18 protein-coding genes, 2 pseudogenes and 1 riboswitch are annotated in these 19,565 nt (G+C 70.9%); of the genes and pseudogenes, 8 read left to right on the forward strand and 12 right to left on the reverse strand.

The window, feature by feature from the left end; all coding sequences use genetic code 11:
* Positions 1-5: 5 nt before the first annotated feature.
* From ACQEWB_RS28165 to fahA, 7 genes are all read right to left on the reverse strand, one after another.
* Positions 6-830: an ABC transporter ATP-binding protein gene (locus ACQEWB_RS28165; protein WP_432835740.1), complete on the reverse strand. Its 825-nt coding sequence runs from the start codon at positions 828-830 to the stop codon at positions 6-8.
* Positions 814-1,776, reverse strand: coding sequence for an ABC transporter permease (locus ACQEWB_RS28170; RefSeq protein WP_432835742.1), 963 nt, complete (start codon positions 1,774-1,776; stop codon positions 814-816). Before ACQEWB_RS28170 ends, ACQEWB_RS28165 begins: the two co-directional genes overlap by 17 nt.
* The gene (locus tag ACQEWB_RS28175) at positions 1,773-3,116 is read right to left on the reverse strand and encodes an ABC transporter substrate-binding protein (RefSeq protein ID WP_432835744.1); all 1,344 of its coding nucleotides are present in this window, start codon (positions 3,114-3,116) and stop codon (positions 1,773-1,775) included. Before ACQEWB_RS28175 ends, ACQEWB_RS28170 begins: the two co-directional genes overlap by 4 nt.
* Before the next feature lie 16 nt (positions 3,117-3,132).
* On the reverse strand, positions 3,133-3,360 hold the full coding sequence (locus ACQEWB_RS28180; protein ID WP_030180763.1) for a 4Fe-4S dicluster domain-containing protein: 228 nt from the start codon (positions 3,358-3,360) through the stop codon (positions 3,133-3,135).
* Positions 3,361-3,394: 34 nt separating this feature from the next.
* Entirely contained in the window at positions 3,395-4,183 is a 789-nt protein-coding gene (locus tag ACQEWB_RS28185; protein ID WP_432835747.1) for a GntR family transcriptional regulator, read from the reverse strand.
* Positions 4,184-4,323: 140 nt separating this feature from the next.
* On the reverse strand, positions 4,324-5,265 hold the full coding sequence (locus tag ACQEWB_RS28190; RefSeq protein ID WP_432835749.1) for a M56 family metallopeptidase: 942 nt from the start codon (positions 5,263-5,265) through the stop codon (positions 4,324-4,326).
* 178 nt (positions 5,266-5,443) lie between these two features.
* Positions 5,444-6,655, reverse strand: coding sequence for a fumarylacetoacetase (fahA, locus tag ACQEWB_RS28195; RefSeq protein ID WP_432835751.1), 1,212 nt, complete (start codon positions 6,653-6,655; stop codon positions 5,444-5,446).
* 226 nt (positions 6,656-6,881) lie between these two features.
* Here fahA and ACQEWB_RS28200 point away from each other — a divergent pair, with 226 nt between their 5' ends.
* The 3 genes from ACQEWB_RS28200 (at position 6,882) to ACQEWB_RS28210 (ending at position 10,366) form a co-directional block, all read left to right on the forward strand.
* Positions 6,882-8,129 carry an ATP-grasp domain-containing protein gene (locus ACQEWB_RS28200; RefSeq protein ID WP_432835753.1) on the forward strand — a complete coding sequence of 416 codons (1,248 nt, stop codon included), beginning with the start codon at positions 6,882-6,884 and terminating at the stop codon, positions 8,127-8,129.
* 63 nt (positions 8,130-8,192) lie between these two features.
* On the forward strand, positions 8,193-9,395 hold the full coding sequence (locus ACQEWB_RS28205; protein WP_432835755.1) for an FAD-dependent oxidoreductase: 1,203 nt from the start codon (positions 8,193-8,195) through the stop codon (positions 9,393-9,395).
* A 155-nt stretch (positions 9,396-9,550) separates the two neighbouring features.
* The gene (locus ACQEWB_RS28210; protein WP_432835757.1) at positions 9,551-10,366 is read left to right on the forward strand and encodes an HAD family hydrolase; all 816 of its coding nucleotides are present in this window, start codon (positions 9,551-9,553) and stop codon (positions 10,364-10,366) included.
* 4 nt (positions 10,367-10,370) lie between these two features.
* Here the strand turns inward: ACQEWB_RS28210 and ACQEWB_RS28215 are convergent, their stop codons facing one another.
* From ACQEWB_RS28215 to ACQEWB_RS28225, 3 genes and pseudogenes are all read right to left on the reverse strand, one after another.
* A complete protein-coding gene (locus tag ACQEWB_RS28215) occupies positions 10,371-10,853 on the reverse strand; it encodes a transglycosylase SLT domain-containing protein (RefSeq protein ID WP_432835759.1) in 483 nt (160 codons plus the stop codon).
* A gap of 5 nt (positions 10,854-10,858) precedes the next feature.
* A riboswitch (cyclic di-AMP (ydaO/yuaA leader) is annotated at positions 10,859-11,050 on the reverse strand.
* A gap of 256 nt (positions 11,051-11,306) precedes the next feature.
* A pseudogene (locus tag ACQEWB_RS28220) lies at positions 11,307-11,631 on the reverse strand (CocE/NonD family hydrolase); the annotation flags it as partial.
* Between the two features lie 182 nt (positions 11,632-11,813).
* Positions 11,814-12,243 (reverse strand): annotated as a pseudogene (locus ACQEWB_RS28225) (peptide MFS transporter); the annotation flags it as partial.
* Positions 12,244-12,472: 229 nt separating this feature from the next.
* Here ACQEWB_RS28225 and ACQEWB_RS28230 point away from each other — a divergent pair.
* The 5 genes from ACQEWB_RS28230 (at position 12,473) to ACQEWB_RS28250 (ending at position 18,205) form a co-directional block, all read left to right on the forward strand.
* On the forward strand, positions 12,473-13,483 hold the full coding sequence (locus ACQEWB_RS28230; RefSeq protein ID WP_432835762.1) for a polyprenyl synthetase family protein: 1,011 nt from the start codon (positions 12,473-12,475) through the stop codon (positions 13,481-13,483).
* A 141-nt stretch (positions 13,484-13,624) separates the two neighbouring features.
* Positions 13,625-14,644: a CHRD domain-containing protein gene (locus tag ACQEWB_RS28235; protein ID WP_432835764.1), complete on the forward strand. Its 1,020-nt coding sequence runs from the start codon at positions 13,625-13,627 to the stop codon at positions 14,642-14,644.
* 268 nt (positions 14,645-14,912) lie between these two features.
* Complete coding sequence (locus ACQEWB_RS28240; RefSeq protein WP_432835766.1) at positions 14,913-16,148, forward strand: LolA family protein; 1,236 nt, start codon at positions 14,913-14,915, stop codon at positions 16,146-16,148.
* 136 nt (positions 16,149-16,284) lie between these two features.
* Positions 16,285-17,271, forward strand: coding sequence for an ABC transporter ATP-binding protein (locus ACQEWB_RS28245; protein ID WP_432835768.1), 987 nt, complete (start codon positions 16,285-16,287; stop codon positions 17,269-17,271).
* Positions 17,258-18,205, forward strand: coding sequence for an ABC transporter permease (locus tag ACQEWB_RS28250; RefSeq protein WP_432835770.1), 948 nt, complete (start codon positions 17,258-17,260; stop codon positions 18,203-18,205). The genes ACQEWB_RS28245 and ACQEWB_RS28250 overlap by 14 nt, the downstream gene beginning before the upstream one ends.
* Positions 18,206-18,208: 3 nt before the next feature.
* Here ACQEWB_RS28250 and ACQEWB_RS28255 read toward each other — a convergent pair whose 3' ends face one another.
* Positions 18,209-18,796 carry a flavodoxin family protein gene (locus ACQEWB_RS28255; RefSeq protein ID WP_432835772.1) on the reverse strand — a complete coding sequence of 196 codons (588 nt, stop codon included), beginning with the start codon at positions 18,794-18,796 and terminating at the stop codon, positions 18,209-18,211.
* Between the two features lie 151 nt (positions 18,797-18,947).
* The gene (locus tag ACQEWB_RS28260) at positions 18,948-19,463 is read right to left on the reverse strand and encodes a DUF6668 family protein (protein ID WP_432835774.1); all 516 of its coding nucleotides are present in this window, start codon (positions 19,461-19,463) and stop codon (positions 18,948-18,950) included.
* Between the last annotated feature and the right edge of the window lie 102 nt (positions 19,464-19,565).

A 19,565-nucleotide genomic window follows, 5' to 3' on the forward strand; every position in this document is an offset into this window, starting at 1 on the left:
GCCTGTCAGGTACCGAGCGAGGAGAGGACGTCGCGCCGCAGCGCCACGCGCGCGGGATCGTCGTGTGCCGCACGGTCGCGCGGCCGCGGCACTTCGCGTACGGCGGTCAGCCGGCCGTTGCCGAGCAGGGCCACGCGGTCGCCGAGGAAGAGGGCCTCGTCGACGTCGTGGGTGACGAAGACGACGGTCGCGCCCGTGCCGCCGAGCACCTCGACCAGGAGGTCCTGCATGCCGGCGCGGGTCTGGGCGTCGAGGGCGCCGAAGGGTTCGTCCATCAGGACGGCGCGGGGCGTCGCCGCGAGCGCCCGGGCCAACTGGGCGCGCTGGCGCTGCCCGCCGGAGACGCGGTGCGGCAACTGCCGGGTGTGGTCGGCGATTCCGACGCGGCCGAGCCAGGAGTCGGCCCGGTCCCGGCGTTCCGCGCGCGGCAACCCCTTTATGGCGAGGGGGAGTTCGACGTTGGCGCGCAGGGTGCGCCAGGGGAGCAGGGCGTCCTCCTGGAAGACCAGGGCGCGGTCGGCGGCGGGACCGGTCAGCGGGCGGGCGTCCTGGGTGATCTCGCCGGAGAGCAGGGGGAGGAGGCCGGCCAGGGTGCGCAGGAGCGTCGACTTGCCGCACCCTGAGGAGCCGACGACGGTGAGGATCTCGCCGGGGGAGACGTCCAGGTCGACGCCGGTGACTACGGGGGCGCTCGGGCGGCCGAGGGTGGCGTCGCGGAGGGCGAGGCGGGTGCCGCGGGCGGGCGCGGGGGCTCCGGCCGCGGTTCCGGCACCGGCGTCGGCAGCCGGGCCGGCACCGCCCGCCCGGATCGTCTCAGACGAGGTGCTCATCGCGGGCCTCCCCGGATTCGGTGTCCTCCGGTGTGCGGGCTGTGCCGGATCCGGTCGGGACGTCGGTCCTCGGTCGGCTCCCGGCCTCCGTGACTGCTCCCGCCGTACGCGCCCGACCGGCCCGGGGCGGCCGCCCTCCCGCCACGTACGAGGTCCGCGGCAACCACCGCGTCAGCCGCCGCCCCAACAGCTCCACGGCCGTCGAGGTCAGCCAGCCGAGTACGCCGATGGTGACCATGCCGACGAAGACGCCCGCGTAGTTGACGACCGTGTAGTCCTGCCAGGTGCGGTAACCGACGCCGTACTGGCCGGAGATCATCTCGGCGGAGATCACACAGATCCACGAGACGCCGATGCCGACCGACAGGCCGCCGAAGATGCCGGGCAGCGCGCCCGGCAGGACGACCGAGCCGAGGATGCGCCACCGGCCGCCGCCCATGGTGCGCACCGCCTCCTCCCAGACCGGGGTCAGTGCGCGGACCGAGTGCCGGGTGGAGACCAGGACCGGGAAGAAGGCGGCGGTGCAGGTGATGAAGACGATGCCCTGTTCGTTGGAGGGGAAGAGGAGGATCGCGACCGGGACGAGGGCGATCGCCGGGATCGGGCGGATGACTTCCAGAAGGGGGCCGAGCAGGTCCTCGGCGAGGCGGGAGCGGGCCACGAGCACGCCCGTCGCCACGCCCAGGACGGCGGCGAGCAGGAAGCCGGTGAGGATGCGGGTGAGGCTGTCGGTGAGGTCCGTCCAGTAGTCCGGCCCGGACAGCCGGTCGGCGAAGGCACGGGCCACGTCGGCGACCGTGGGGAACTGCGAGAAGCGCAGCCACAGATCGACGTTCAGGCTGGTCAGGAACTGCCAGAGCCCGAGGGCGGCCGCCAGGGACGCCGCCCGCAGGGCATACCGGCCGACCCGGCGCGCACCCCGGCCTGTGCGCCCCTCCCCGCTCACGACGCCTGCCCCAGCGCGTCCGCGTACGTGATGACCCGCGCACCCCCGTGCCCGGCGACGTACGCCTGCGCCGTGGCCGGGGTGACGAAGGGGAGGAGCCGGTCGCCGTCGGCCACCCAGACCGCCTTGTCGGCGAACCACAGGGTGCCGGTGGTGGCGTCGGGGACATAGGCCGCCCGGATGCCGTCCTTGTGCTTCGCCACGTAACTCAGCAGCTCGGCAGGCGACTTGAACGCGGTCGTCTTCTCGGCGCCCTTGGGCCACACCTCGCTCGCGGCGGCCGGCGGCGCCGCGGAGAGCCGCTGGGCGTAGTCGGCGCCGAGTGCCTTCTTCACGTACCGGTCGTCGACGAAGGAGTCCACGTCCACGTCCCCGGTCAGCTTGGCCGACTTGAGGACCGAGACGTCCTGCTTCAGCGCGGAGACCAGCTGCGACCTGATCGCGGGGTCGAAGGTGGAGATGCCGTGGGCGCCGTTGTAGAGGTAGACGACCTCGGCGGGCAGACCGGTGGCCTGGGCGACCGACTCGGCGGCGGCGACCGGGTGGGCGTCGAGATAGTCCGTGGCCTGCGACTGGGCCTTGAGGAAGGCTTCCAGGACGGCCGGCCGCTGCTTGGCGAAGCCCTCGCGGACGGTGACACCGTGGAAGGTGGGGAGGTTCAGCTGGGCGCCGTCGTAGAGGGCCTTCGCCTTGCCCTGGAAGGTGAGGAGCCCGGGCCAGGCGACGAACTGCGAGAGCGCGTCCGCGCTGCCCGCCGACAGGGCCGAAGCGCCCACCGCGGGCTGCTGGTTGAGTTTCTCGACGCCCTTGTCGGGGTCGATGCCGGCGCGCTGGAGGGCCCGTACGAGCGTGCCGTCGGCGGCCGAACCGACGCTGGTGGAGATCTTCTTGCCCTTGAGGCCGGCGAGGGAGGACAGCTTCGAGTCGGGGGAGGTGACGATCGTGTTGAGGCCGCCGCGCAGGTTGTAGCCGGTGACCGAGACCAGGTGGGTCGGCTCGCCGAGCTGCTTGCCGCGGGCCGCGTTGATGAGGAGCGGGAAGTCGCCCATCGAACCGATGTCGATCTTCCCAGCGGTCATCTGCGCGGTGATCGGGGCGCCGGTGGCGTAGTCCTGCCAGTCGACCTTGTAGGTGTGGCCGTCGCCGAGCGCGTTCAGCTCCTTCTCGAAGTAGCCGAGGGAGCGCAGCAGGGTGCCGGCGGTGACCGTGTTGATGGTCTTGGACTGGTAGCCGACGGTGATGGTGACGGTGTTGCCGTCGCCCGCGGCCGCGCTGCCGCCGCAGGCGGTCAGGGGGAGCAGGAGCAGGGCGGCGGAAGCGGCGAGTGCCGTGCGTTTCATGGGAGTTCGGGACCTCTCACCGGAGCAGATAGGGCATGTTGACCGTGACGGCTCCGGTGGGACAGCGGGCCGCGCACGGGCCGCAGTACCAGCACTCGTCGACGTGCATGTAGGCCTTGCCGGTGCTGTCGTCGATGGCCAGCGAGTCCAGCGGGCACATGTCCACGCAGAGCGTGCAGCCGTCGATGCACTTCGACTCGTCGATGGTCACGGGCACGTCGGCCCGCTGGGGCGCCAAGGGCATGGCTGTCTCCAGGAAGGTGCGCAAGCAGAGGTGGTTACAGAGACCGGTGCAGCAGGCCGCTCATCGTGATGCGGTCGCCGCGGAAGCGGATGAACTCCAGGTCGACCGGGCGGCCGTCGGCGAGGTGCGTGAGCCGTTCCAGCATCAGTACGGCCGCGCCGCGCGGGGCTTCGAGTACGGCGGCGGAGTGGGTGTCCGCGTTGACCGCCTCCAGGGTGATCTCGGCGTGGCCGAGACGCTGCCCGGTGATGGACTCCAGGAGGCGGAAGACGTCGGTGTTCTCCAGGTCGGCGCCGAGCAGCGCGGTGCCGATGTCGAGCGGGATGTAGGTGAGGTCGAGGGAGAGGGGGAGGCCGCCCAGGCGGCGCAGGCGTTCGATGTAGAGGACGTCGGTGCCGGCGGGGACGCGCAGCCGTTCGGCGACCGGGGCGGGCGCGGGGGCGGGGCCCATGGTGCGGACCTCGTTGGTGACCGTGCCGTGCTCGCGGAGGGTTTCCGCGAGTCCCATCAGCTGGTCGAGCCCGTGCGGGTACTTCCGGGCGACGACCACGGTCCCGACCCCGGGCAACCGGTCCACGAGACCCTCGGCCCGGAGCAGGTCGAGCGCCTGGCGGACGGTGTTGCGGGTGGCGCGGTAGTCCGTGGCGAGGGTGGTCTCGTGCGGGAGCGTGCCGTCCGGGAAACCGCCGGCCAGGACCTGGTGGCGGAGCAGATCGGCGAGCTGCCGCGCCTGGTCGGCCCGCAGCCGTCGCCGCGCGCGGTGGGCGGCGACGGTGGTCGCGCCCTGTCCGGCGTGGTCTCGGATGCGGTCGCTGGGTGGCATGTTTCGAACCATAGCGAGCCGGTAGGGAATGAAGTGTTGCGGCGATGTTGCGCCACCAAGGGCTCCGCCGGTTGGGCCGCTGACCTGCTATTTCTGCGACTCGTCGGCAAGATCTGCCACCATCGCGAACGGGTCGCCGTTTACGACAACGCCGTGAGCCCCGGCGCGAAAGTGATCAGCAGCGGCAGCAGCGGCACCAGCGCGGCCACCGTCGTCGTCAGCGCCCGGCGCCGCCGTCCGAGCCGGGGCTGCGGCTGGAGCAGCCGGTCGACGCGCTCGCCGAGCAGCCGGTGACTGGAGGCGCAGGACAGCACCCCGCGGTGCTGGTTCAGCTCGATCAGCGCCAGCGCGGTGGTCAGATGCCCGCACCGCCGCGACGCCGTGTCGTCCGCCGCCAGCTCCACCAGCCGGTGCGTCTGGTCGCAGAAGTGCGCGAACAACGGCACTCGGGGAAATCCCGTGGCCAGCGCGGTCGACAGATGCAGCAGCCAGTCGTGGTGCGCCCGCGCGTGGTCCCGCTCATGGGTGAGTACGGCGTCCAGCTGGTGGTCGGTCAGCCGGTGCAGTGCCCCGGTCGTGACGACCAGCTGCGGCGGATGCCCCGGCATCCACCAGGCGTCCGGATACTCGTCCTCCAGCACCAGCAGCGGCCCGCGCGCCGCCTCCTCGAGACCGCCGGGCAGCTCCGGCGCACGCTCGCGCAGATGCGCCCGGGTCACCCCGCGCCGCCGCCGCGCCTCGACCAGCTCACGCGCCAGCATCGCCGTCGTCCAGGCGGCGCCGGCCGCCAGCAGCAGGGTGAGGGCAGCCGCCCAGACCGGCGCGACGGACAGGTCGTACGCCGCTGTCACGGCCGGCGGCGCCGGCGCGAACACATGGTCGCGGACGGTGTGGAAGACGGCGGTCGCGCCCAGTACCAGTGCCGTCAGACAGCACATCAGCACGGTCGCGACCAGGCACTGCCACACCCACAGCGCGACCACGGGCTCCCGCTCGGGCCACAGGGCCCGCACCAGGGCGCGCGGAACCGGCACGGCGGCCGTCAGCGCGACGACGCTCAGCAGGAGCAGACACACGGTCATGCCACGGGCTCCGGATCCTGATCGGAGGAACGGGCGAGGGCGGGGCAACCGGCTCGGCGCACGAGTCGCCCGCCGCCAGTATGACGGCGAAGCAGCCGGGAGTCAGGAGCCGAAACGGACCCACTACGGCACGTACACCGGCCGTCACACTCGCAACTTCCCTCTCAGAACCCGTGACTCACCCCGCGACGATCCGCCCCGTGACCTCCCCCAGCCCGACCCGCACCCCACCCGGCCCGGGCGCCCAGGCCGACATCGTCACCACGTCCCCGTCCTCCAAGAACGTCCGCTTGCCGTCCGGAAGTTCCAGCGGATCCCGCCCGTTCCAGGTCAGCTCCAGCAGCGACCCGCGCTGCCCCGCCTCCGGCCCGCTCACCGTGCCCGACCCGTACAGGTCGCCGGTCCGCAGCGAGGCGCCGTTCACCGTCATGTGGGCCAGCTGCTGCGCGGCCGTCCAGTACATGGTGGAGAAGGGCGGCTCGGAGACGACGTGACCGTTGATCGCGACGGAGATGCGGAGGTCGTAGCCGCCCGCCTCGGCGTCGGGGCCGGCGTCGTCCAGATACGGCAGCAACGCGTGCGTGCGCTGCGGCGGCGCCACGCGCGCGTGCTCCAGCGCGTCCAGCGGTGTGATCCACGCCGACACCGACGTGGCGAAGGACTTGCCGAGGAACGGCCCGAGGGGAACGTACTCCCAGGCCTGGACGTCGCGTGCCGACCAGTCGTTGAGGAGGCAGAGCCCGAAGACGTGCTCCCGGAACTCCGCGAGTCCCACGGCCGTTCCCATGGTGGACGGCACACCCACCACGAAGCCGACCTCGGCCTCGATGTCCAGGCGGACCGAGGGCCCGAAGACCGGTGCCGCGTCGGTCGGGGCCTTGCGCTGCCCGGACGGCCGTACGACCTCGGTCCCCGACACCACGACCGTCCCCGACCGGCCGTGGTAACCGATCGGCAGATGCTTCCAGTTGGGCGTCAGCGAGTCCGCGGCGTCGGGCCGGAAGATCTGGCCGACGTTCCGGGCGTGGTTCTCGGAGGCGTAGAAGTCGACGTAGTCGGCGACCTCGAAAGGGAGGTGCAGGGTCACGGCGGACAAGGGGTGGAAGAACTCGGCGAGTTCCTCCTGGCGCACCGTCACCCACGCCGTCAGCGCGCGTCGCACGTCCGACCAGGCGGTGCGGCCCGCGGCGAGCAGCGGGTTCAGCGTGGGCCGCGCGAGCAGGACGGCGTAGGGCGAGTCGAGCGCGCGGGCCGCACCGCCCGCGTCGAGGACGTGGTCGCCGAGCCGGACGCCGACGGTCCGCTCCCCGGAACCCGCGCGCGAGAAGACGCCGTACGGAAGGTTGTGCGGACCGAAGGGATCGCCCTCGGAAACGTCGAAGGGGGGCATGGGGTGCTGCCTCACTCTCGTGTTTTCCCGTCTGTTCCTGCTGGTCGTGCCACACGTTACGGCTGAGCAGGCTGTCCTGGGCAGTGTCTAAAGAGTTTGCAATGTCCGAATTGGGCTTGTCGGACTAGGCAATTCCGGCTTAGCGTCCTTTGGGGGACACGGACGGGGTGGGTCCGGTCCGTAGGGGGGACGCGTGGGGGGACCCGTGGCCAGGAGCTCCAGCAGTGTGCCTTTCGAGGCCGACCGTGAAGTGCCAGGCCTCATCGTCAAGTTCGGCGACTACCCGCTGCACCACGGCGGAGTCGGCGCGATCCGCAGCCTGGGCCGTCTCGGTGTGCCCATGTACGCGATAACGGAAGACGCTTACACGCCGGCCGCCTCCTCCCGGTACCTCAAGAAAGCCTTCGTCTGGCCGACCACCGGCACGGAGGACCCCGACCACCTGGTGGAGGGCCTGCTGCGCATCGGGCGCCGTATCGGCCGCCCCACCGTCCTCGTCCCCACCGACGAGGAGGCCGCCGTCCTGATCGCCGAGCACCAGGGCGAGCTCGCGGGCCGCTTCCTGTTCCCGCGCGTCGAACCCGCCCTGCCCCGCCGCCTCGCGAGCAAGCAGGGCCTGCACGAACTCTGCGTGGAACACGGCATCCCGAGCCCGACGGCCGCCTTCCCGCAGTCGTACGACGACATAGTGGCCTTCGCCGAGAAGGCGAGCTTCCCGGTGGTGGCGAAGAACCGCGAGGCCTTCGTCCGCCGCAAACAGCCCGCGGTGAACGGCACGACGAGGATCGCCACCCGCGAGGGCCTGCTCGACCTGGCCCGCGACTGGGGCGAGCACCCCGGAGTGATCCTCCAGGACTACCTGCCGAGGGAGGACGCCGAGGACTGGATCGTGCACGCCTACTTCGACCAGGACTCGACCCCGCTCGCGATGTTCACCGGCGTGAAGGTCCGCTCCTGGCCGCCGCACGCCGGAATGACCGCGAACGCGTACGTCGTCGACAATCCGGAACTCGCCGACCTCGCCGCGCGTTTCATCAAACAGATCGGCTTCACCGGAATCATCGACCTCGACCTGCGCTTCGACCGGCGCGACGGACAGTACAAGCTCCTCGACTTCAACCCGCGCATGGGCGCCCAGTTCCGGCTCTTCGAGAACGAGTCGGGCGTGGACGTCGTACGCGCCATGCATCTGGACCTGACCGGCCGCTCCGTCCCGGAGGGGGAACAGCGGGCCGGTCACCGGTACATCGTGGAGAACATCGACCTGCCCGCCCTGCTCGCCTACCGCCGCAGCGGCTATACGACGCCGCACGCACCGGCGCGCGCGAGCGGGACCGAGCTGGCCTGGCTCGCGGGTGACGACCCGCTGCCGTTCCTCACGATGCTCGCGCGCTTCGTGCGGCCGGGCGCGAAGCACCTGTATCAGCTGTGGCGCACCAACCGCCGCGGCGGCACCACCGGTTCGGGCAGCTGAACCATCAGCACAGCTGTCGGAGCCGGCACGGAGTGACGAAGTGACGTCCTGGGGAGGGACTTCGTGATCCAACCGGTTGCAGTCATCGGCGCCGGGCCCTTCGGCCTGTCGACCGCCGCCCACCTTCGAGCCCGCGGCATACCCGTCCGCGTCTTCGGCGAGCCCATGGTCAGCTGGCGCGACCACATGCCCGCTGGCATGCTCCTCAAGTCGACCCCGGTCGCCTCCAGTCTGGACGCGCCGCAGCAGGGTCACAAGCTCGTCGACTACTGCGACGCCGCCGGCATCAAGCGGCTGGTGACCGACGAGGACATCATCCCGATCGAGACCTTCATCGCCTACGGCGAGTGGTTCCAGCAGAAGCTGGTGCCCGAGCTGGAGCGGGTGCGGGTGGTCTCGGTCGACCGGAACAAGGCGGGCGTCTTCGAACTGAAGCTGGACTCGGGGGAGTTGTTCACCGCCCGCGCGGTCGTCGTCGCGACCGGCCTGTCCGGCCTCGCCCACCTGCCGGCCGAGCTCGCCACGGCCGCGGCGGACGGACCCACCCCCACGGGCCCGGTCTCCCACAGCTCCCAGCACCACGACCTCACGCGCTACTCCGGCAAGGACCTGATCGTGGTCGGCGCCGGCCAGTCCGCGCTGGAGACCGCGGCGCTGGCGGCGGAGGCGGGCGCCCAGGTGCGGGTGGTCTCCCGCGGCCGCGGCCGGGTCGCGTTCGGCGCGCCGCCGTGGAAGCAGCCGAAGCTGCGCCCCGAGTCGCCCTTCGGCCGCGCCTGGTCGCTGTGGGCCCTCAGCTACTACCCGCACCCGTACCGCTATCTGCCCGCCGAGGCCCGCCACTACCTCGTCCGCCGCGTCCTCGGCCCCCTCGGTGCCTGGTGGCTGCGCGACCGCTTCGAGGGCAAGGTGCAGGTCAGCGAGGTCGACCGGATCGTGCGCACGGACACGGACGGCACAAGCCCGACGCTCACGGTCCGCAGCCACACCGGCCGCACGGAGAACCTCTCCGCGGACCACGTCATCGCGGCGACCGGCTACCGGGTCGACATAGCCGCGATGGACTTCCTAGGCCACGAACTGCGCACCCGCCTCGCGGTGAGCCGTGGCGCGCCCAGGCTGGGCGCCGGTTACGTCTCCTCGGTCCCGGGTCTGTACTTCACCGGCCTGCCGTCCGCCGCCTCGTACGGCCCGGTGATGCGGTTCGTCTGCGGTACGGAGTTCGCGTCGCCGAGGCTGGCCAAGCACTTGGCGGCGGCACATGCCTGATTGACGACGAGCGGCCCGCCGCCCCCGCGGCGCGGGCCGCCCGTTGCCTCGAAGGGACTGCACTGGTACGGGAGTTGACCAGGTCACGCAGGTGAACAAGGCGGTCGTCCGGTTCGCGATGAGTCCATGGGGCGTACTGTCCGTATTCTCTGATCATGGCCGCACCCACCGCATATGCACTCATCGCCACCGACCTGGACGGCACGCTGCTCCGAGGCGACGACACGCTCTCCGACCGGTCCCTCGCCGTCCTCGCGCGCGTGGCGGAGTCCGGTGCCCGTCACCTGGTCGTGACGGGCCGGCCGGCCCCCAGAGTGCGGCCGCTCCTGGACGACCTCGGCAGCAAGGGGCTCGCGGTGTGCGGGCAGGGCGCGCAGGTGTACGACGCCGGCGCGGACCGGCTGCTGTGGTCCGTCACGCTGGACCGGGAGCTGGCCGAGACCGCGCTCGGCAAGATCGAGGCCGAGGTGGGCATGGTGTACGCGGCCGTGGACCAGGACGGCGTCGACGGGCTCACCCTCGTCGAGCCCGGCTATCTGATGCCGCACCCGACCCTGCCCGCGGTCCGGGTCGGCCGCCGCGACGACCTGTGGTGCGAGCCCATCAGCAAGGTGCTGCTGCGCCATCCCGACCTGTCCGACGACGAGTTGGCGGCGACCGCGCGTGCCGTGGTCGGTTCGCTGGCCACCGTCACCATGTCGGGACCCGGAACCGTCGAACTCCAGCCATGCGGCATCACCAAGGCGACCGGTCTCGCGCTCGCCGCCGAACACCTGGGCCTCGGCCCGCACGAGACGATCGCCTTCGGGGACATGCCCAACGACATCCCCATGTTCGACTGGGCCGCCCACGGCGTCGCCATGGCCAACGCCCATCCCGAACTCAAGGCGGTGGCCGACGAGATCACCCTGTCGAACGAGGACGACGGCATCGCCGTCGTCCTCGAAAGACTCTTCCCACAGGGCCGGTAGCGGCCTAGTAGGCGCCCCAGACGTTGTCAATCGAGCCGTACCGCTGGGCCGCGTAGTTGCAGGCGGCGGTGATGTTGGCGACCGGGTCGTACGGGTCGTACGAGGTGCCGGAGACGTGGTACGCGGCGAAGGTCGGGTCGATGACCTGGAGGAGGCCCTTGGACGGGGTGCCCGCCAGCGCGTTGGAGTCCCAGTTGTTGATGGCGTACGGGTTGCCCGAGGACTCACGGATCACGTTGCGGTAGATGCCGTTGTACGACCCGGGGATGCCGTGCTGCGCCATCACCTGGAGGGAGGCGCGGATCCAGCCGTCGAGGGTGTTGGAGTAGCCCAGCGAGGTGGCGGTCACGGTCGTCGTGGTGGCCGCGGAGGCGCTGGTCGCGCCGATGACCGGGAGGGCGAGGACGGTGGCGCCGAGGCCCACGGCGGCGAGCTTGCGGGCTATGCGGGAGCGGGCGGGACGGCGGTGCTGAGCGGCAGCGGACATGACGGGGTTCCTCTCCGTCGCCTGCGAGGTGAGCTGTCGGGTTCGGGCGGGAGCTGCCCGGCCGCGCCGCCGCAAGGCGACACGACTACACCCCAAGCCGGTCCGGAATGTCCGAAGACGTCCAGCCCCGGCGACTTACCTGGGTCCCCCGCTCCTGCCCGTGCGTTCTCGGTGGATGGTCCGGGCGGTGGCAGGATTCGGCGTCCGCCCGACAGGCCGGGAACGTATGCGAGAGCACATGTCCGGAACAAGTACCGGATTCACAGAACACCCCTATTGACCTTGCTCTGAGGCGTATGGGGTGCTTGATCCTTTGCTGCTGCCAAGGCTCAACTGGCATACCGGAAAAGGCGGATCGGCCGAAATGTGATGGAATGCCGATCATGGTCCGGCGTGAGCCAACTCACTGGCGTCCACAAGGGTGGCAAATCGGGCAATGCCCTCAACTCGCCGTCAATTGGCCGTCCATGGAATCCGCTTCTCCCGGGTCCGGTGGAACGCGACCTCGCTGCCCTCCGTGCAAACAACCTCATTGGAGGTCAAAAAGGACTCCGCGTCGCAGCTGATCTCGGAACGCGTCCGGATCGTCGTGTCCCAGGGCAGGTCCGGGCGGTGCGGCCGGATCGACCAGTCGGAGCGGGTGCGGGCCGACAGCGGGTCGGCCTCCAGCCGCCACCCGCCCTGGGGCGCCGAGCGGCTCGTACTGCTCCGGTTCCTCGAAGGTGATCGCCGGCTCGGCCGACGCACGCGCGCGTACGGGCAGTTCCAGCGAACTGCCCGTACGCGGCGCCCGACGGGACGGCACGCCCGATGCCGTTCATCGCGTCCTTGCAAGGAACCCCGAGCCCTCGGCCTCAGGAGAATCGGGTCTCTGCGCTCGCGGAGTCGTCGCTGTCGCTCGTGCGTGCTCGACCGCGAATCCGGCGGCGCCGAGACCCGGATGCGCGAGGGGTAACGTCACCCGGTTGGGTGACGGCGGCCCGCGACGTACTGGATCAGTCCGAAGGTCATGCCCATCGCGGCCGCCGAGAAACCCCGGTGCCGGCCCTTGTGGTCGCCGAGCCGGCCGGTGATCAGCAGGCCCGCGAAGGCGCCGATGTTGATCGCCATCTGGTACAGCGCGAAGCCGGCGTCCCGGCGCTGATGAGGCCGAGTCCGCCCCAGGCCATCCCCTGGGTCGGCACCGTCATCGCGTAGTGGCCGCAGGCGATCAGGATGCCGCCCCACAGGACGGCGCGGTACGAACTGAGGATGCGGTCGGCGAGCCGGCCGCCATGCCCATGCCGCCGTGGGCGACCGTGAGCAGGCCCTTGGGCCGGCCGAAGTAGGCGTGGTCGTCCTCGGGGGGTGGTTGGCTGCCGGGCTCGACGTCGGCTTCGGTTCGGGACACGGTTGGCGGCTTCCCTCCAGGTGGAACAAGTGGTCAGCTCAAGTCGATAAATATCCGTTGTTATCGGGTGATCAGAAACATACCGGGCGTGATCCGATACCGCCCCTGCTGGACGGGCGGGCGGCATCGGTGATCGAAAGGTGACCGGATACGCTGACTCGAGTGATGGCAGCGACCTATCGACAAACCTCGTAACCGGCAGTAGACACCAGCAGACAGGAGACCCCTCGTGACCGTCGTCGGGCCGTTCGGGCTGAGCGTGCGGGACCAGGCTCTGGAAGCCGATGTCCAGGCCGGATTGGCGGCCGTCGAGGAGGGACTGCTCGAAGCCACCAAGAGCGAGGTCCCCTTCATCACGGAGGCCGCCCAGCACTTGGTACGGGCGGGTGGAAAGCGGTTCCGTCCGCTCCTCGTGATGCTTGCCGCCCAGTTCGGGGACCCCTATGCCCCCGGAGTCGTGCCCTCGGCCGTGGTGGTGGAGCTGACCCACCTCGCGACGCTGTACCACGACGATGTCATGGACGAGGCCGCGGTGCGCCGCGGGGTCGACAGCGCCAACACCCGCTGGGGCAACTCGGTCGCGGTCCTGACCGGCGACTTCCTCTTCGCGCGCGCCTCGCACATCCTGGCGGACCTCGGCCCGGAGGCCGTCCGCGTCCAGGCCGAGGCGTTCGAACGCCTCGTCACCGGCCAGATCCTGGAGACGGCGGGTCCGCAGGACGGCCGGGACCCGGTCGACCACTACCTCGACGTGCTCGGCGGCAAGACCGGCTCGCTGGTGGCCGTGTCCTGCCGGTTCGGCGCGATGATGTCGGGCGCCGACGAGACGGTCGTGGACGTGCTGACCCAGTACGGCGAGCGGCTCGGGGTCGCCTTCCAACTCGCCGACGACGTACTGGACATCGCCTCCGACTCGCACGAGTCCGGCAAGACGCCGGGCACGGACCTGCGCGAGGGCATCCCGACGCTGCCGGTGCTGCGGCTGCGCGAGCGGGCGGCACGGCTTGGGCTGGCCGAGGACATCGCGCTGTGCGAGCTGCTCGACTCCGACCTCACCGACGACACGCGGCACGCCGAGGCGCTGGCCGGGCTGCGCGCGCACCCCGCGCTGGAGCAGGCGCGCCGGGACACCGTCCGGTACGCCGAGGACGCGCGGGCCGCGCTGGCTCCGCTGCCGGAGTGCGACGCGAAGCTCTCCCTCATGGAGATGTGCGACGCGGTGGTCCACCGGGCCGGCTGAGCCACGTACCACCTTCTGGGGTGTGTGACGCACGTCACTACTCTGGACTGAGTCCAATCCAAGATTGATTCCGTACTCGTACTCAGAAGGCCGGCGCAGGGGGTGCCGGCCGAGTTACGGGGAGACAAAAGAATCATGGGCATGAACGCGACGTTCTCGAAGCGCCGTAAGAGCCTGATCGTCACCGCTGTCGCGGTGGCCGCCGCGGGCGGTGTCGCCGCAGCGGTGATTCCCGCCTTCGCCACCGGAGGCTCCCGCGCCGACCACGCGGGGCACGCCGGCATGAGCGGCATGACCGACCAGACCATCGTCAGCCAGAGCGGGACCGTCTCCGGCGGCACCGGGGGGACCCTGCTGGCCACCAGCCTGCGGGGCGCCAACGAGGTGCCCGTGGCGGGCGGTCCGGCCGTGGGCGACAAGGACGGCGCCGCGCTGGAGTTCATCAAGGTCAAGGGCGACAAGGTCTCCGTCGCCGTGACCTGGCGCGGCACCGGCAAGCCGACCATGCTCCACATCCACCAGGGCGCCAAGGGCACCAACGGCGGCGTCAAGGTCGACTTCACCAAGCTGCTCGAGAAGAGCAGGCGGCACAGCGTCACCGGCACCGTCCAGGTGAAGGACAAGGGGCTGCTCGACGCCCTGAAGAACGACCCCGGATCCTTCTACGCCAACCTGCACACGGCCGAGTTCCCGGGCGGCGCCGTCCGTGGCCAGCTCCACAAGGTCACCGTCGCCTCCTTCGACTTCCGCGACGCCTTCGACAACTTCCAGGCGTCCGTGGTCAAGGGCAAGCAGATCTACGAGTGCAAGCCGGCCGAGGGCGGCGGCTACGCCTTCGCCCAGCGGGACGTCGCCGCCCTGCTCGGCGGCGGCATCCAGCACTCCTTCGTCAAGCCCAACTCCGGTACGCCGCAGTGGGTCGCGCCCGACCGCAGCGCCGTCACCGGCGCCCTTCTGTCCAAGACGGCGAACGGGGACGGCAACATTCCGGAGCTCGACCTCAAGGCCACCCAGTCCGGCAAGCACCACGGCCTGCTGGCCGGCACCGCCGAGATCCTGCGCCTGAACACCGTCGGCGGAGTCGCACCCTCCGGCTCCTGCACGCCGGGCACGATCGTCGGCGTGCCCTACCAGGCGGACTACGTGTTCGTGCAGAGCTGAGACAGGAGTTGACGCAGGCTCCACCGGGCGGTGTCTCCCCAGCCACGACCCCTACGGGTCGGGGGAGGCGCCGCCCTCTCACGTCATACCCCAGGAGTACGCGGAGTTGCCTCCGAGGTCTGACGCTTCCTCCTGGCCGATTTGGTCAACTGGAAACCACGGAAAACACCACTCCTCACCGATTCGGGTGAGAATGGCGGCTGGGGTGGAAGACGAGTGCAGGCAGACGAAGTTGGAAGCCGCCGCCGACGACGGAGGTAGCGCAGACATGGCACCGTACGAATCCGACGACAGCACGAGCGCCGGGGCGGCCGACGACCTGCACCCCGGTCGGCGCAGGGCCACGCGGTACGTCGTCCCGGTCGCGGTGGTGGGGGTGGCTGCGGCGACCATCGGGCTCGTCCCCGCACTCGCCGACTCCGGCGACCCGGACCTGCCGAAGATCAGCGCACAGCAACTCATCGAGAAGATCGCCAAGTCGGACGTTCAGCAGATGTCCGGCACGGTGAAGGTCACCACCGACCTGGGCCTGCCCGACCTCGGCGGCCTGGAGAGCAGCCTGACGTCCGGAGCGGCCGGCGGTTCCGGTGACGGATCCTCCGCCGACCCCACCGCGAAACTCACCGAACTGGCCACCGGCACGCACACCCTGCGCGTCGCCGCCGACGGCCCGGACAAGCAGAAGCTGTCCCTCCTGGAGAACGCGGCGGAGTACAGCCTCATCCACAACGGCAAGGACGTCTGGGGCTACGACAGCCAGTCGAACGAGGTCTACCACTCGACCGTCGCCGACAGCGCCGACGCCAAGCAGAAGCAGGACGAGACGCCGGCCACGCCGGACCAGCTCGCCAAGGACGCCCTCAAGGCGGTCGACGACACCACCTCGGTGACCGTCCAGGGGACCGCCCAGGTCGCCGGCCGTGACGCGTACCGGCTGGTCATCAAGCCCAAGGACAGCGGCTCGACGGTCGGCCAGATCACCGTCGCGGTGGACGCCAAGACCGGTCTGCCGCTGAAGTTCACGCTGACCCCATCGAGCGGCGGCGCCGCGGTGATCGACGCCGGCTTCACCCAGATCAGCTACTCGAAGCCGTCCGCCTCGACCTTCGACTTCAAGACGCCCAAGGGCGCGAAGGTCACCGAGGACGGCAAGACCGACCACACGAACGGCCACTTCGAGGGCAGCCTGAAGGGTGCCGACAAGGGCGCCAAGTCCGACGAGGACCTCGGCAAGGACCTCGACGGGCTGAACGTCATCGGCAAGGGCTGGACCTCCATCGCCACCTTCGACACCGGCGGCCAGGGCATGCCCTCCGGCTCCGAGGCCGGCGGCGGCGCCTTCGGCGGCTTCCTGGACTCGCTCGGCGACAAGGTCTCCGGCAAGTTCGGCTCGGGCACGGTCTTCAAGACCCGTCTGATCAACGCCCTGATCACCGACGACGGCAAGGTCTACGTCGGCGCGGTGAGCAAGGACGCCCTGGTGAAGGCGGCGAACGCGGGCTAGGGCCGCTCCGGCCCGGGGCGGTTCCGGCAGGCGACACGCCGGAACCGCCCCGGCCGGGAACCTTGCGTGACGGCCATTCGTAGTCACTGTGAGTAGTCGTCATGCGGGGTCGTACGAGCACGAATCGAGGGGGCCGATGGACGAGCCGTCCGCCAAGGAGCCGGACCGGGAAGGGAAGCGGGAGGACGCGGAGGAGAGCGTGATCGCCACCCGCGCCCTCACCAAGCGCTACTGCGGCGGACAGCTCGCCGTCGACGGCCTCGACCTGACCGTCCCGGCAGGCAGCGTCTTCGGCTTCCTCGGCCCGAACGGCTCGGGCAAGACCACCACGATCCGCATGCTGATGGGCCTGATCGAGCCCACCTCGGGCACGGCCCGCGTCCTGGGCCACCCGATGCCCAGAGCCACCCGCAAGGTCCTCCCGCACGTGGGCGCCCTGATCGAAGGCCCGGCCCTCTACGGCTTCCTCTCCGGCCGGGACAACCTCCTCCGTTACGACGCCGCGGACCCGACCGCCGACCCCCGCACCCGGCGCGCCCGCGTCGCCGAGGCACTGGACCGGGTGGGCCTGACAGCGGCGGCCGCCAAGAAGGCCAAGGCCTACTCCCTGGGCATGAAACAGCGCCTGGGCCTCGCCGCCGCCCTCCTCCAGCCCCGCAGACTCCTGGTCCTGGACGAGCCGACCAACGGCCTCGACCCCCAGGGCATGCGCGAAATCCGCTCCCTGGTACGGGAGTTGGCCTCCGACGGCACGACGGTCTTCCTCTCCTCCCACCTCCTGGACGAGATCGAACAGGTCTGCACCCACGCGGCGGTGATGGCCCAGGGCCGCCTGATCACCCAGGGCCCGGTGAGCGACTTGGCGGCGGGCACGAGGGGCCGCCTGATCGTCACGACGCCCGATCCCGGTGACGCGGCCCGGGTGTTGAAGGAACAGGGCGCGAGCGATGTCGTGGTTGCCGAGGACCGGGTGACCGCCGAGCCCCCGGACCGCGACCTGGCCGACGTCAACGCGGCGTTGGTGTCGGCGGGAGTCCGGGTGCGGGGCTTCGGCGTCCAACGAGCCTCGTTGGAGGACGCCTTCGTGGCACTCACGGGGGAGGGCTTCGATGTCGCAGGCTGACCTGGATGCTTTCGAGGGGCGCGGGGCTGACTCGGATTTGCGGCTACCGCCGCGCGGGCGCGACCAGCCACAACGGACCATCAGCCGCTGGACGGCCTCACGTGGCAGTCTCTTCCGCAATGAACTACTGACAACCTTCCGCCGCTGGCGGACCCTCGCACTCTTGGCCGTCCTCGCTGCCGTACCCATCCTCGTCGGCATCGCCGTCAAGATCGAAACGAGCGACGGTTCCACAGCCGGCCCAAACGGCGGAGCCGGCGGCGGCCCCGCCTTCATCTCCCAGATCACCAACAACGGCCTGTTCCTGGTCTTCACCGCACTGGCCGCAACGCTCCCCTTCTTCCTCCCCATGGCCATCGGCGTCATCGCAGGCGACGCCATAGCCGGCGAGGCGAACGCCGGCACCCTGCGCTACCTCCTGGTCGCCCCCGCCGGCCGCACCCGCCTCCTGCTCACCAAGTACGCGACGGTGATGACCTTCTGCCTGGTGGCAACGCTGGTCGTCGCGATCTCGGCCCTGACGGTGGGAGCCATCCTCTTCCCGCTGGGCGAGCTGACGACGATCTCCGGCACGCAGATCAGCTTCACCGACGGCCTGGGCCGAGCGTTCCTCATCGCCCTGGTGGTCGCCGCGTCCCTGATCGGCATCGCGGCCCTCGGCCTGTTCGTCTCGACGCTCACCAACAGCGGCATCGCGGCGATGGCGACGACCGTGGGCCTGCTGATCACCGTCCAGATCCTCGACCAGATACCCCAACTGCACGCGATACAGCCGTACTTCTTCTCCCACTACTGGCTGTCCTTCGCCGACCTGATGCGCGACCCGGTCTACTGGGACGACCTCACCAAGAACCTCGGCCTTCAGGCCCTGTACGCGGCGGTGTTCGGCTCGGCGGCCTGGGCGCGGTTCACGACGAAGGACATCACGGCGTAGAGCTCAGGCGGCCTGATACGGGAAGCGGGCGAGCGGCGCGTCCTGCGCGAAGAAGGTCTTGGCGCGGGCCAGCGCCTCGGTGTCGTCGAGCACGTCACCACGCCGACTGCCGTTGCCGAGCAGCACTCCGCCGAACCGCATCCCCAGATAGGCGGCCGAGTTGTTGAGGGTGCCGACCAGCGGGTCGGCGACGCTCGGCTCGGCGTCGGCGAGAGCGGTGACGCCCCAGAGGGTGCAGCCGGCCAGGGTCGCCTTGAAGTCGAGGCCGGGGGTGCGGAGCCAGCCCGACCAGTAGTCCAGGTAGCGCTTGGTGAGACCGGAGACGGAGTACCAGTACACGGGGGAGGCGATCACGATGTCGGTGGCCGCGAGCGTGGCGTCCAGGAACAGCGCCGGGGTGCTCCCGGTCGGCGGGTGCACATGGTCGCTGTCGCGGCGCAGGTCCACGAAGTCCGGCAGCGGATGCTCGGCCAGGCTGAGCCACTGTTGCTCGACGTCCGCGGGCAACTGCTCTGCGGCCCGGCGGGCCAGCAGTTCGGTGTTGCCCTCGGTGCGGCTGCTGCCCAGGACGAACAGGAAACGGCGGGTCATGACATCTCCCCAGGATGCTAGGCGTACGACGACTACTCGCATCTGCATTATATGCGTACGCATCTACATGTCCAAGGGGCGGCCTCGGCCGAGTGCCGACGCCGTTCCTGCGAGGGGGCCGGGGAGGGCGTGTGCGAGGCGTCCGCGCTGGTCAGCCGCGCCGCTGGGCGGCTCCGGTGAGGCGGGCGAGTGTCTCCGTCCCGCGGGGCGGTCGGCCGCCGAGGTCGCCGAGGCGCCAGTCGGACACCCAGGGCACGCGGTACACGTCGATGACCGAGGCGAGCTGCCGGACGTGGCGGTCGAGCGGCTTCGGCAGCCGGCCCGGCGCGTCGGCGACCAGCACGAGGGCGTCGAGGTCGAGGCCGGCCGGTGCCTCGCCGAGCCGGAACGCGTCGAGGGCACGGGCGGCGGCCGCCAGGCCGGAGGCGTGCGTGCGGGCGACGAGCAGGACCGAGCGCGGGGCGTCCGGGCCGGGCCAGTCGCGTCCGCTGTCGTGGCCGCCGTAGACCGCGGCGAGGGTGGAGACACCGGCGCCGCCGTGGGTGCCGACCCAGGAGTAGTGCCGGGCGGTGGCGGCCGGGTGAACGGGCTCGGCGGCACCGGGTCCCGGCGCGGCGACCGGACCGCGGAGCCAGATCTCCGGCCCCTCCTGCACGTCCCTGCGCATGCCCGCTCTCCTCCCTCGTACGCCCGCCGAACTGGGGCGGCGCCCGCTCCTGAGACGAGTCTGTGACGCCACGGTGACGTGAGAACCGGGAGCGACCGGAGA

Origin of the sequence: Streptomyces sp. CA-249302 (assembly GCF_050936785.1) — a bacterium.
In the GTDB taxonomy this organism is placed as follows: Bacteria; Actinomycetota; Actinomycetes; order Streptomycetales; family Streptomycetaceae; genus Streptomyces.